This is a genomic window from Cupriavidus necator, assembly GCF_013141915.1.
Taxonomy (GTDB): domain Bacteria; phylum Pseudomonadota; class Gammaproteobacteria; order Burkholderiales; family Burkholderiaceae; genus Cupriavidus; species Cupriavidus necator_B.
The window spans coordinates 65,533-78,208 of the sequence record NZ_SROX01000002.1 but is presented as its reverse complement, the minus strand read 5'-3'; the positions used below and the strand labels follow the sequence as shown (position 1 = coordinate 78,208).

Genomic DNA, 12,676 nt, shown 5'->3' with positions numbered 1-12,676 from the left:
CTCTCCCTGCAATGGTCCGTGTGTGTGGGTTGCCGTGTCAGCCCGCGGCGCGGTGTCCGTCAGGCCAGCGATGCGGCAGGCCGGGCGGCGGGGTGTCGGGTGCAGGCCGCAGCCCGTAGTAGCTCTGCCAGGCATTGAGCAGCGCTTCTTCGGTGACCTGCGCAGCGTGGCCGTGGTAGCGCACCCCCGATGCGACCAGCCGCAACAGGTCCCGCGGGATGCACGCCAGCAGCGGCGTATCGCCGGAGAAATGCAGGCCCTGCATCAGGAAATCGAGCGCCGTGTCGGTGCTGGACAGGCCGAACTCGGCGGCGGTGCGCTGGTACACCTCGCGATAGTCGTCCTGTGACAGAGGGCCCACGTACAGCTTGCTGCCAAGCCGGCGCAGGAACGCCTCATCGGCCAGCTCGGACGGTTGCAAGTTGGTCGAGAACACCGGCCAGACGTCGAACGGCACCGAGAAGCGCACGCCGGTGCGAAGAGTGAACATGTCGATGTTGCGGTCCAGGGGCACGATCCAGCGGTTGAGCAGCTCGGACACGCCCACCAGCTGGCGGCCCAGGTCGTCGACGATGTAGATGCCGTTATTGGCCTTCATGTGCGGCGGCGCCTGGTAGAAGCCAGAGGTGCCGTCATAGCGCAGGTCCAGCATCGACAGGGTCAGCTCGCCGCCCGAGAGCACCACCGGCCGGTGGCACAGGATCCAGCGGCGGTCCTGCGAGCGGCGCGCGAGCGAGGTTTCGCTGTCGTCGAACGGCACATGCACGAGGGGATCGAATACCTGGATGATCTCGCCGGCGACCGTGATCGCTTGCGGCACCGGCACCGCGCCGGGCAGCAGGGCGCCCAGTCGCTGGGCCAGGTAAGTCTTGCCGCTGCCCGGGGGGCCGTAGATCATCAATGCGCGGCACGTATTGAGCGCCATGCCGATCGAATCGAGCAGGTGCAGCGGCACCACCAGGTCGTGGAACGCCGCAGTGACGTCGGCCTTGGTCACCGAGGTATGGCTGACCGAGTGGCGCTGCACGGCATCGAGATAAGCGCTCAGCGTCACCGGCGCGGCGCCGGCATAGCAGCAGCGCGCCATCGCTTCGGCCGCGCGGGTGTAGCCGGCGTCGGTCAGGCGGAAGCGCACGTCGAGGTCGCTTGCGCCGCGGTGGGCGATCTCGAGCAGGCGCTCGCGCACCGCCACGGCAGCGACTTCGTTGACCACGGTGGCCGGCAGCTTCAGTGTGTCGGTCAGCACCGCCAGGGTGACGCTGCGGTGCAGGTACGCGGCCTTCAGCAGCAGGCCGAGCAGCATGGAGATATCCAGTCCCGTGTCGGCGATGGTCCGGGGCATGACGTGCCAGGAGGGTGTTGGGGCCATGCCGGGATCGGCGTGCCCGTTGTGGGCGCTGGGCGGCACCGGCTCGAGATGCCGTGCTGCGCGGCCTGTTTCGTTATGCTCGATCATTGCTGTCCCCCGTTCGGCGTTCCAAGCGTTGTCTTTTTCAGGCAGCTGCCTGTGGGCGCCGCATTGCCACTGGCTCGATCATTGACTGGTAAAGAGCATGGCCAGCGTGCCGGCCGCGATGGCCACGCCGTAAGGCATGGATCCCACCGACGGGCCACCAGCGCCGGTGCGCAGGATGCCGCCGATATTGCGCACCAGCTGCGCGTGCCGGCGCGACTTCATCACCAGTACCAGCGCCCACGCGCCGCCGAGTACAAAGGCCGCAAGCGCGATCTGCAGCGCCATCGTGGCGCCCAGCCAGGCGCCGACCGCCGCCATCAGCTTCACATCGCCCGCGGCCATGCCGCGCAGCAGGTAAAAGGGTAAAAACACACCGAGGCCCGCCAGCCAACCCAGCGCCCAGCTGGCAGCGCCACCGGTCGTACCGTGCAGGGCCACCTGCGCCGGCAGCGCCAGCATCCACGCGCCAAAGGTCAGCCAATTCGGGATGCGCCTGCGATGGAGGTCGCTCGCAGCCGCGGCCATCACGATGGTGATGACGGCGGGGCCGATGCAGGGGCCGATGTAAGAGGCGAGGGCGGGGGTGGTCATGGCTTGCAGTCGTGGAGTTCGTTGCGGGCCCGGCTCAGGGCCATTCCGTCTCGATCAGCTTGAAGAGCGCATGCACCTCGCGGCCCAGTGCACTGACCGCGCCGATGATGACCATCGCGATCAGCGCCCCGAGCAACGCGTATTCGATCGACGTGACGCCATGCTCTTCCTCGATCAGTGCCTTGCATCGCGCTTGGAACGGGGTCATGGTGCTCTCCGGGTGGTCCGTTCTGGTCAGTGGCGTAGCGGCGTCAGGCACGGTGCATCTGTGCCGCGCCGCCCTGGCAGGTCAGGCCAGTTCCGCGCCGATAAAGCTGAATACGGCGGTGAGATTGGTGCCGACGGTCTGCACCGTGGCAATGATCACAACGGCGATCAGCGCGGCGATGAGGCCGTATTCGATGGCGGTGACGCCGTCTTCATCGCGATGGAATGCCTGCAGGCGGGTAACCAGTTGGTTCATGCTTGACTCCTCGGGGGGAAGGGCAACGCGTTACAGGGTGGAAAGGCGCGGACCGCATGCGGTCCGCACCATGTCCGCGGCAATCGCTCAGGCGAGTTCCGCGCCGATGAAGCTGAAGACGCTGCTGAGGTTGGTGCCCACGGTCTTTACCGTGGCAATGATCACGACGGCGATCAGCGCGGCGATCAGGCCATACTCGATGGCGGTGACGCCGTCTTCATCGGAGACAAACTGCTTCAGGGCTTGGCTCAGGGTTTGCATGACAATCTCCTACTGTGGAAGGGGCCCCTGCGGGCTTCTTGCGACATGACTTCGGGTTTTGCGCCAGGTAATTCAGCGACGGGTAAAGCGAAACGCGGGCGGTGCACAAATGGCGCAGGCATGGAACGGCCAGCGGCCCGCGCCGGCCCGTGCGCCGCGGGGGCTGCGCGACTGCAGCCGGCGCTCGGCCGAGGCGTGCATGCAGCGAGCTGAGTGATGGCTGTGCCCGGCGCGATCCAGTTGGCGCGGTCGCACGCTGCTGCCGCGGCGGGCGCAGGCGGCTTGCGCGGCATGGCGATGCGGAAACGCGAGCTGGCGATCGGCTGGCATGGTCAGGCTCCCCTTGTGTATGTCTGGCTGCCGGCAAGCGCTGTGCTGGCAGTTGCGGTGCGTCAGGCAGTGCGCCGCATGCCTGGCATAGGCAAAGCGCGGGCCACCCTCACGCAAGGCGTTGTGCCACAAGGCCTGGCGGGCAACGTCGCAGTCCGGCCCGCGTCGGCGCGGCGGAAAAAACCGGTTCTCGGCCAAGGCTCGTTACCGCCAGGAAACGCTTGTGCGGCAAAGTCATTTGGATGACGCAACCTTTGGATGAGGGCCTTCGGGAGCCGCCTCGGTGCATGCCATCGCGTTGCGCCTGTGCGGCTCAACCATAAGCATGAGGACCGGCGCGACGACTACGGCGCCTGGTTGAGCACGCGGGAAGCGAAGGGGTGGGCCACCGGCTGGAGATCGACAGATGGAGGAGCCGGTTTGCCTGCGGGGCCAACGTTTCCGGATAGAAACATCGGCACAGCGCATGCTGCCTCGCGATGGCGGTCACCCAATGCCGTGCTCTCCTGCAGAGCCTTGCGCACAGCGACATGGCGGGTGCTGGCGTAATGGTGATTCAGAATCGAAACGTTGGTGGTCCATGCCCCGTTTCATGGCGTACCGGCCAGGCTGTCGGCCTGCCAATGGCTTGCGTTAATGCCCTGGCGCAACAAGACTAAAAAAAACAGGGCGTCTCATTGCTGCAGGTATCCGCTGCGCAAGTCTTGTAGAGACAGCCCGTACAGAAAAGATAACGGGGGCTTCCATGACGCAGATATCGATGCAGCCGGTCACGCGCGGACAGGGTGCGCGCACATGGCTGGGACTGGACCGCGTGCGCCTTTACAGCGGTGTGGTGCTGCTGCTGTTTGTGCTTTTGATGGTGACCTGGGCGTGTTTCAGCAGGGGCTTTACCGACAGCCATGTCAGCCGGCCGGGCGTCGATTTTGCTGTGTTCTGGAGCGCGTCTTACCTGGCGCTCAGCGAAGGGCCCGTGCACGCCTACGACCTCGCAAGGCATCTCGAGGTGATGAAGGCCTATGGCCCTTTGGGCGCCGACAGCGGGATTGTGCTGCCCTGGCTGTATCCGCCGACGTTTCTGCTGCTGGCACTGCCGCTGGCGCTGCTGCCGCTGCCGTTCAGCTACCTGCTGTTCGTCGCCGGCAGTGGCTACGCTTACCTTCGCGTCATCGGACGCTTGCTGGGCGCGGGACCGGTGACGCAAGGCGGCCTGTGGCTGCCTGTGGTGGCAGCGCCAGCGGTGTTGATCTCGGCCGTGCTGGGGCAGAATGCGTTGCTGACGGCAGCGCTGGCGGGCGGTGCGGTCGCCCTGCTGGGCAAGCGCCCGTTGCTCGCCGGCGTGCTGATCGGTCTGCTTGCAATCAAGCCACAACTGGCATTGCTGGTGCCGCTGGCACTGCTTGCCGGGCGGCATTGGCGGACCCTGCTTAGTGCGGGGGTTACCGCGGTACTTTTTGTCTCCGCCAGCGTAGCGGTATGTGGTTGGGAGACGATCCCGGCCTTCCTGCAAAGTACTGCATGGGCACGCGAAAACTTGATGGAGGGCACGCCGCAAGGCTGGTACGGCATGCCGTCTGTGCTTGCGGCGGCCCAGCTCGCAGGGTTGAGCCCGGCGGCGGCATACGTTGTGCAAGGCCTGGCCGCGCTCGCCGCCGCGGGCGCAGTGGCCTATGTCTGGTCCCATACGCGCGAGGCGCCCCTGCGCGCCGCCGTGCTGGCAGCCGGGGCACTGCTGGCTACACCATATGTGCGCCACTATGAATTGACCTGGATGGGCATCGCGGTGGCCGGCCTGGTTGCAGACGGGCTGCGTCATGGTCTATCCGGCCGAGAGAAGCTGCTGTTCGTGGCGGCCTGGCTGTTGCCGGTCTTCGAGCACGCCAATCCGCTGCTCGGCCTGCCGCAGGTGGGGCCGCTGGTATCGGCGCTGTTGATGCTGAACGCGGTGCGTCGCGTGCGGGCGCTGCAAGCGCGTCCCGTGGCGCAAGCCGTGGGAGCCTGACATGAGCGCCGCGCACTCGGGCATGCGCCGGCCGCTGTTTGGCGCGCCGGCCGTCCATTGGCTGGATGCCGAACGCATGCATCTTTATTCCTGCGTGGCGTTGACCTGCTATGCGCTGTATTTCGGCGTCTGGATCTTGCGTGCCTGCGTGTTCGCGGTGCCCGGTGTGTTTGCCCCGGGCGCGGACTTCGTCGTCTTCTGGGGCGCGGCCAAGCTGGCGCTGACCCACGGCGCGGCCGCACCCTACGACTACGCGATGCTGCGTCAAGTGGAGCTTGCGGCCGTGCCGGGGCTGGCGGTCGGTGACGGCGTGCTGCCGTGGCTGTATCCGCCCACGTTCTTGCTGTTCGTGCTGGGCTTCGGCCTGCTGCCGTACGGTCTGGCCACGTTCATCTTCCTCGCCGGCGGCGCAGGGTGGTATGCGCTTGCGCTGTGCCGCACGCTGCCGCGCAATGCATGGCTCGCCGGCGTGGCGTTTCCGGGAATCGCCGTGGTGCTGGCCACAGGCCAGAACGCGCTGTGGCTGGCCGGTTGCGCGGGCCTGGGGCTGGCCTGCCTGCGCTCGCGCCCGGTGTTGGCCGGCGTGCTGCTGGGACTGGTGACGGTGAAGCCGCATCTCGCGCTGATGTTTCCCCTGGCATTGCTGTGCGCTCGCAACTGGCGTGCGCTGGGGGCGATGGCCGCGACGGCGCTTGCGCTTGCGCTGGTGGCGCTACTCGCGTTCGGCACGGCGCCCTTTGCCGCTTTCCTGGGCAACGCTGGCCGCGCCGCCGCCGAACTGCTGCATGGTGCGGCATTGCTGCCGCGCATGCCGACCGTGTTCGCGGCGGTGAAGATGCTGTCGGACAGCCTGGTGCTGGCGACCATGCTGCATGGCATGGTCGCGGCGGCGGCGCTGGCGTCGGTGATCTATGCATGGGCGCGTCCATGCAGCTTCGCGCTGCGCGCCGCCGTGCTGGTGTGCGCCGGGCTGCTGGTGCCGGCTTATCTCTATGACTACGACCTCGCATTCCTCGGCCTGGCCATTGCGTGGCTGGGGTTGCATGGACACCGCCACGGCTGGTTGCGTGGCGAGCGCGAATTGCTGGTGCTGTTGTGGCTGCTGCCGCTATGGGGCATGTCGGTGGGGAGCTGGTTTGGCTTCCAGCCCATGCCACTGGGGTTGATGCTGGCGCTGGCGCTGGGGGTCTGGCGGATCCGCCAGGAACGGACAGGCAAGGCATCGCGCGATGCCTGAAGACAAAGCGCGCAGGCAGGGCGCACCGGGGAGAAAACAATGATGAGCAACTTTGCAGAGTCGCCGCTGCTGTCGCTGGTGGTGCCGTGCTATAACGAGAGCGAGGCCTTGCACGCGTTCTTCTCGCGCGTCATGCCGATCCTGGAATCGATCCCGCGCGTCCGTTTCGAGATCGTTTGTGTCAATGACGGCAGCGTTGACGATACGCTGGCCACGCTGGTGGAAGTGTCGCGGCGCGATGCACGCGTGCGCGTGATCGACCTGACCCGCAATTTCGGCAAGGAAGCGGCGCTGACCGCCGGCATCGACGAGGCGGGCGGCGACGCCGTGATCCCCATCGACGCTGACTTGCAGGATCCCCCTGAACTGATCCCCACGCTGGTCCAGCGCTGGCGCCAGGGCGCCGAGGTGGTGCTGGCGCAGCGAGCCAGCCGCGCCACCGATTCGTTCCTGAAGCGCATGACCGCAGCGGCGTACTACCGCGTGCACAACCGCTTGTCGGAGCTGAAGATCCCGGAGAATGTCGGCGACTTCCGGCTGATGGACCGTGCCGTGGTCAATGCACTGAAGCAGTTGCCCGAACGGCACCGCTTCATGAAGGGACTGTTTGCCTGGGTAGGCTTCAATACCGTGGTTGTGCAGTACGAGCGCGCGCCGCGCAGCGCCGGGAAATCCAAGTTCTCGGGCTGGCGGTTGTGGAACCTGGCGCTGGAAGGGATCACCAGCTTCAGCTCATTGCCGCTGCGGAGCTGGACCTACCTCGGCAGCTTTATCGCGATGCTGGCGTTCTGTTACGGCATGTTTATCGTCGTCCGTACCATGGTGCTGGGTGTCGACGTGCCAGGCTATGCGTCGGTGCTGTCGCTGCTGCTGTTCTTCGGTGGCCTGCAGCTGATCGGACTGGGCGTGGTGGGCGAATATATCGGACGCATCTACGACGAATCCAAGGGCCGCCCGATCTACCTGGTCAAGCGCCGCTACCAGGAGCGTCGCCAGGAACGTCCGCCTCTTGGCCGCGCAGGGGGGAACGGGCGCGTGATTTCGCTGGTGGCCGGCAAGCGTAACTGAGCGCCGGCGCGCGCAGGTCGCGGCGCCTGCCTATGCCGGCTGGCCCGCGCGGCGCGCCAGCAGATGGCGGCGTGCAATCACGCACAGCAGCGCCAGCAGAACCCCCGGGGCCACCTGCGGCGTCGGCAGCGCGATCACCACCAACAGCGCATGGGCCGGCACCAGCCAGGCCAGCAACAGCACCAGCCGCTCCAGCCAGTGGCTGCCGTGGCGCATCATGTCGACGCTCAACAATGCCAGCGGGATCGCCAGCCACGCCAGGTCGTAATAGATCATGTAAGGCTGCGCCAGCAGCGTGCCCACCACCAGCGCCGATGCGCTGAGCTCCCGGCGCGCGCGCGTCAGCCAGATCCATGCGCAGACCGCCATGGCAATGGCTGCCGCAATGGCATGCAGGACGTAAGCCGGCGCAAGATCCATCCCTGCGGTACGCAGCACGCCGAATACCGTCGGCGCGCCGCGCAGGATCACGGTGTCATGCTCGGCCACGGTGGCGCGGAACATGGCCATGCTGTGCGCGAAGGCAGCGTAGATGTCTGGTCCGAAGCTGAGCGCGGGCAGTGCCAAAAACAGGGCCGAACATGCCGTGGCGCTGGCGAGCACGCGCCAGCGCCGCTCGCACAGCAACAGCATCGGAAACAGCACGCCCAACTGTGGCTTGATGCAAAGCAGCGCGATACAGGCACCGGCGGCCAGCGCGTTGCGCCGCATTAACAGCAGCGCCGCACAGCAGGCGGCGGCGGTGATCAGTGAATTCTGCCCGGCCAGCAGCGCGGCCCACAGGCCGGGAAACGCCAAGGCGGGAAACAGCCACATGGCCGGCGCCTTGCCCAGCGCCGCCCTGACCGTGCCAAGGTAAAGCACGATGCCGGCGACCGAGACCAGCAGCAGCGCGACCCCATACGACACCGCCGCGATCGGGTAGACCATCAGCAGAAAGGTGGGCGGGTAGGCAAAGGGGCCGAAGGTGTCGTGCAGCAGCGGCCTTTCTGCAACGCGCAGCAGTTCCCAGTCATAGGCGGCCGGCGCGCCAAGCGCCTGGGCCAGACCGGAAGCGCTCCAGTAGACGGCAAAGTCCCAGCCCATCGAGCGGATCTCGGGATGCGACAGTACCCAGTGGCCATACCACCATGCGCCCACCAACGCGCATTCAATGACCAGCAGCGCGGCGGCATACAGACGCACGCGTTCGGCGTTGAGCCAGCCGTGCCGGACTGCCGCGGCGCGCGCGTACGCGTGCGCGTTTTCGGTTGCTACGGGCATGTTGTTCCCCCGGGAAAAGCCGGTAAGCGTGATGACATGCAACGGCTATCGATATGTCCACGAGCGGTGCAGCGCGAACGTGATCGGCGGCACCACCGCCAGGATCGCGACCAGGCCGGTCCAGTAGCCCGCGGCCAGCGCCTGCGCGCCTGCGGAGATTGCAAGCGTGAGTCCCAGTCCCAGCAGCGAAACCGCCAGGAAGCGCAAGTAGCTGTCGCGTCCCGGTGTGGCGCCGAAACTCCATAGCGTATTGAGCAGGTAGGAGCCGATGTTGGCGATGACGAAGGCGATGCCGTTGGCGCTCACCTGCGACGCATGCAGCAGGAAGATCAGTGGCGTGGCCACGGCGACGTGAATACCGGTGGCGAGCAGACCCGAGATGCCAAAGCGCAGCAACCGCCCCAGCGTGTCGGGGTCGGGCAGGCAAGCGCGCAGCGCGCCGGCGGCGCGGGACGAAGCATGCGGCATGGCCATGTTGCCGGAGGCGCGCTCAGCCCTGCACGCAGACCAGCCCAAGGTCGCTCTTCCTGACCTGCAGCTTGTAGTCGCGCATCAGCCGGAACAGCGTCACCCGCGAAATCCCCAGTTCGGCGGCCACGTCGATCAACCGTTCATGGTGCCGCTGCAGCGCTTCGACGATGGCGTTCTGTTCGGCGGCCTCGCGGATCGCGGCCAGCGTCAGCGGGCGGTCGTCGGCGGGCGCGGCCAGTTCCAGGTCCTCGGGCTGGATCACGCCGTCTTCGCACATCGCGGCGGCGTGGCGGATGCGGTTGATCAGCTCGCGCACATTGCCGGGCCAGGTGTGCAGCTGGATCGCGCGCAGCGCCATCGGCGAGAAGCCGCGGATGCGTGCCGGCGACTGCTTGCGCACGGTTTCCAGCACGTGTTCGGCGATCAGCAGGATGTCGCTGCCGCGCTCGCGCAGCGGGGGCTGGCGCACGCGCAGCACGCACAGCCGGTGGTACAGGTCGCCGCGGAAGCGCTCGGCGGCGATCGCGGCTTCCAGGTCGACGTGGGTGGCGGAGATGATCCGCACATTGACCTCGACCGACTCGGTGCCGCCGAGCCGTTCGATGCGCCCGGTCTCGAGGAAGCGCAGCAGGCTGGTCTGGCTTTCGATCGGCATGTCGCCGATTTCATCGAGAAACAGCGTGCCCCCCTGTGCCATCTCGATGCGGCCGGGCTTGCGCTTGGTGGCGCCGGTAAACGCGCCGCGCTCATAGCCGAACAGTTCGGACATCAGCAGCGTGGGCGGGATCGCCGCGCAGTTGACCGCGATGAAGGGGCGCGAGGCCCGCGCCGAGGCGCGATGGATGGCCTGCGCGGCGAGTTCCTTGCCGGTGCCGGACTCGCCCGAGATCAGCACCGGCGTATCCCAGCGCGACACCTTCTCGATACCGCGGAACAGCGATTGCATGGCGGGGCAGCTGCCGATCATGCCATCGGGCCGGGCCGTGCGCGGGACTTCCTGCGGTGCGCCGGGCCGCAGCCGGGCCATGCCCAGCGCATGGCCCAGGGCCTCTGCCAGGTGTGGGTGCTCGAGCGGGGCGGTGTGATAGTCGACGAAATAAAGGCCGAGCAAGCGGCGCGCGGTTTCGCTCAGCACGTGCTGGCCGGCGACGATGCCGATCCAGCCGACATGCGGCTGCGCCAGCCAGGGTTCGAAGGCTTCCAGCTCGGCATCCGCAAAGCCGCCTTGCAGGTCCAGCAGCGCGGCCAGCGGCTGGTTGCCCGGTGGCAAGGCTTGCAAGTCCTGCAGGTTCGACGCGAAGCTGATTTTCCAGCCGCGCTGGGCGAACAGCCGGCACAGCGTGGCGTCATGATGCTGCGACAGGTACAGCAGCGGGCGGTTGGCGTACGCGCTCATGAGATTTCCCCGGATTCTTGTTTTTGCGGAACTGGCGGCCGGCATGGCCGGCCGCTCGCTCCGTTGGCTCTAAGGCTGGCACCGGCCGCATCGTGGCGATGCCGCGCGGCGCGCTCCCCAATTTCTGTTGTTTCACCCCGTTCTGCTGCCCGCGGAACGCCGCGTTGACCGGCATGCCGCGGGATTCAGGTGACACGGGCCGCTTGCTTGCGCTCACGGCCCGTGTGCCTGAATGACCTCCGCTTTATCTTGTCGGCACCCAATGTCATGGCGGGTGCCGATGCGGGCCAGATCCTGCCGCGTGGCCCTCGCTTACAGCGCCAGTCCAATTCCCGCCCTGGGTTGCGGGGGTCGTCCTGAAACTGATCATCGGCGAACGCGGGCCAGTGTGCTTGCCGCTGTCGTTTCAGACTTCCCCTTTGTGCCGGGCTTCTGTTCGCGCAGACATAGGTGCGACGAATGTGCCAGAGTGGGCTAAGTTCTTGAAAAGAAAGATAAAGCAATGTGGCGGGGCGCGCGCCGCTGGCCCCGCGCGACCCAAAACGTTCCGCTCTTGTTACGCGGTGCCCTGTTTTTATGTTGCGTTGCAAAAGAAGTTGCGGCAGTAAAGATTCGTGTAGAGCACTCGATCGTTGCTTGCGGTGTACGACAAGGCATTTGCTGCGCAGCGAGTCCCCCTGAACGAGGGAGTGAAAAATTTGAAACGCTCACCACCGAGGGCTCCCATACGGCACGTGATCGCCCCCTCGAACAGTTTCATTTCCGTTACAAGGATTTGAAGTGCATACATCTTCCGCCGACATTTGGCGACACCGCGGGCCTCAGCCTTTTGGTGCCGCGCCCCTGCCGGCAGCGGTGGGGGGATGAAAAGACCCGGCGCGTTGACAAGCCTTCGCACGAATCGCGTCGCGCCAACTCAGTCACTTCTCATCTGTTTGGATGGGGAGAGCAAATTTTTCAGCGCGGCTGGCACGCTGGTCGATTTGGTTGCATCCGTGAAACTCGGACACCATGGCGACGAGGTGGCGGCGGAGGGGGATGGTCCGTGGCGGTTGCTTCGGTCCAGGCTCCAAGCCCTTGATTTCGCGGGCCTGGACGAAAATGATTCGTATTGCCAACATCGCCGCGCCCAGCGATTTCAAGGATGAAACGGTGCGGCATGGCCGGGGGTGGCGGCATCCGCTTGCGCGCCTTCCTGCCGCACCTGTTCCTGCAGCCAGGCATGGAACTGCTGGATGGCCTTCTCGCGCGGATTGCCTTCGCGCCAGGTTACCCAATAGTGCAGGCTTGACGGGATCCGGGTGGATCCGATCTGCACCAGTTCGCCGCTGGCCAGGTAGTCGTGCGCCAGTTGCGCGCGCGCCGTCGCCACGCCCAGCCCGGCCACGGCGGACTGCAGCATCAGGCCGGCGTCCTGGAAGATCGGGCCGCGCTCCGGTTCGTCGCCGGGCAGTCCGGCGGCTTCGAGCCAGTCGCGCCAGGGGCGCAGGGCAAAGCGCAGCATCGGCAGGCGCGGCACGTCGGCCAGCGTAAAGCCGGGGTAGCGCGCCAGCAGCGCCGGGCTGGCCACCGCGATCACATGGTCTTCGATCAGGTTGTGACACTCGAAGCCGGGCAGGTCGATGCGCTGGTGCCAGATCCCGACATCGACGCTGTACGGGTCGGGCGGCGTGATCTCCGCATGCAGCCGCAGGTGCAGGTCCAGCGACGGCACCTGGGCATGGAGGCTGGGCAGGCGCCGGATCAACCAGGCATTGGCCAGGTCGGCCATCACGCTGACCTGCAGCCGGATCACCGGCGGCCCGGCGCTGTTGCCCGCCTCGCGCAGCGCGCTTTCGATGTCGTCGAGCGCGGCGCGCACCTGTTCGGCCAGCCGCGCGCCCACGCTGGTGGGCGCCATCTGGCTGCCGCTGCGTTGGAATAGCTTGGTGCCGAGGCTGGTTTCCAGCGCGCGGACATGGTGGCTGATGGCGCTGTGGGTCAGGGCCAGTTCCTCGGCCGCGCGCGAGAAGCTGCGGTGGCGCGCGGCGGCCTCCAGTGCACGCAGCGCTTGCAGCGGCGGCAGATGGACGGGGCGTGGGGCGGGTCTGACGGGGGATTTGGCCATGGCCGTCAAATTCTACTCACAATTGCCGCGG

12 protein-coding genes are annotated in these 12,676 nt (G+C 66.7%); 3 read left to right on the top strand and 9 right to left on the bottom strand.

The window, feature by feature from the left end; translation table 11 throughout:
* Positions 1-37: 37 nt before the first annotated feature.
* The 5 genes from E5S69_RS05315 to E5S69_RS05295 form a co-directional block, all read right to left on the bottom strand.
* The gene (locus E5S69_RS05315) at positions 38-1,456 is read right to left on the bottom strand and encodes an ATP-binding protein (protein WP_171513990.1); all 1,419 of its coding nucleotides are present in this window, start codon (positions 1,454-1,456) and stop codon (positions 38-40) included.
* Between the two features lie 78 nt (positions 1,457-1,534).
* On the bottom strand, positions 1,535-2,047 hold the full coding sequence (locus tag E5S69_RS05310) for an A24 family peptidase (protein WP_171513989.1): 513 nt from the start codon (positions 2,045-2,047) through the stop codon (positions 1,535-1,537).
* A 34-nt stretch (positions 2,048-2,081) separates the two neighbouring features.
* Positions 2,082-2,255 (bottom strand): Flp family type IVb pilin, encoded by a 174-nt coding sequence (locus tag E5S69_RS05305; RefSeq protein ID WP_171513988.1) that lies wholly within the window; start codon positions 2,253-2,255, stop codon positions 2,082-2,084.
* Between the two features lie 81 nt (positions 2,256-2,336).
* Positions 2,337-2,510: a Flp family type IVb pilin gene (locus tag E5S69_RS05300; RefSeq protein WP_171513987.1), complete on the bottom strand. Its 174-nt coding sequence runs from the start codon at positions 2,508-2,510 to the stop codon at positions 2,337-2,339.
* A gap of 87 nt (positions 2,511-2,597) precedes the next feature.
* Positions 2,598-2,771 carry a Flp family type IVb pilin gene (locus E5S69_RS05295; RefSeq protein ID WP_171513986.1) on the bottom strand — a complete coding sequence of 58 codons (174 nt, stop codon included), beginning with the start codon at positions 2,769-2,771 and terminating at the stop codon, positions 2,598-2,600.
* A gap of 1,162 nt (positions 2,772-3,933) precedes the next feature.
* On the opposite strand from E5S69_RS05295, the gene E5S69_RS05290 reads away from it, so the two are divergent.
* Genes E5S69_RS05290 through E5S69_RS05280 form a run of 3 tightly spaced genes read left to right on the top strand, consistent with a single transcriptional unit; the run spans position 3,934 to position 7,408 of the window.
* A complete protein-coding gene (locus E5S69_RS05290; protein WP_336510568.1) occupies positions 3,934-5,103 on the top strand; it encodes a glycosyltransferase family 87 protein in 1,170 nt (389 codons plus the stop codon).
* Between the two features lies 1 nt (position 5,104).
* Positions 5,105-6,340, top strand: coding sequence for a glycosyltransferase family 87 protein (locus tag E5S69_RS05285; RefSeq protein WP_171513984.1), 1,236 nt, complete (start codon positions 5,105-5,107; stop codon positions 6,338-6,340).
* Positions 6,341-6,382: 42 nt separating this feature from the next.
* Positions 6,383-7,408 carry a glycosyltransferase family 2 protein gene (locus E5S69_RS05280; protein ID WP_423766616.1) on the top strand — a complete coding sequence of 342 codons (1,026 nt, stop codon included), beginning with the start codon at positions 6,383-6,385 and terminating at the stop codon, positions 7,406-7,408.
* Positions 7,409-7,438: 30 nt separating this feature from the next.
* On the opposite strand, the gene E5S69_RS05275 is transcribed toward E5S69_RS05280, so the two are convergent.
* The 4 genes from E5S69_RS05275 to E5S69_RS05260 form a co-directional block, all read right to left on the bottom strand.
* Positions 7,439-8,671 carry a glycosyltransferase family 87 protein gene (locus E5S69_RS05275; RefSeq protein ID WP_171513982.1) on the bottom strand — a complete coding sequence of 411 codons (1,233 nt, stop codon included), beginning with the start codon at positions 8,669-8,671 and terminating at the stop codon, positions 7,439-7,441.
* Positions 8,672-8,716: 45 nt separating this feature from the next.
* Positions 8,717-9,139 (bottom strand): GtrA family protein, encoded by a 423-nt coding sequence (locus E5S69_RS05270; protein ID WP_236901230.1) that lies wholly within the window; start codon positions 9,137-9,139, stop codon positions 8,717-8,719.
* A 22-nt stretch (positions 9,140-9,161) separates the two neighbouring features.
* Positions 9,162-10,538 (bottom strand): sigma-54 dependent transcriptional regulator, encoded by a 1,377-nt coding sequence (locus E5S69_RS05265; RefSeq protein ID WP_171513980.1) that lies wholly within the window; start codon positions 10,536-10,538, stop codon positions 9,162-9,164.
* A 1,138-nt stretch (positions 10,539-11,676) separates the two neighbouring features.
* Complete coding sequence (locus E5S69_RS05260) at positions 11,677-12,645, bottom strand: LysR substrate-binding domain-containing protein (protein WP_171513979.1); 969 nt, start codon at positions 12,643-12,645, stop codon at positions 11,677-11,679.
* Positions 12,646-12,676: the final 31 nt, after the last annotated feature.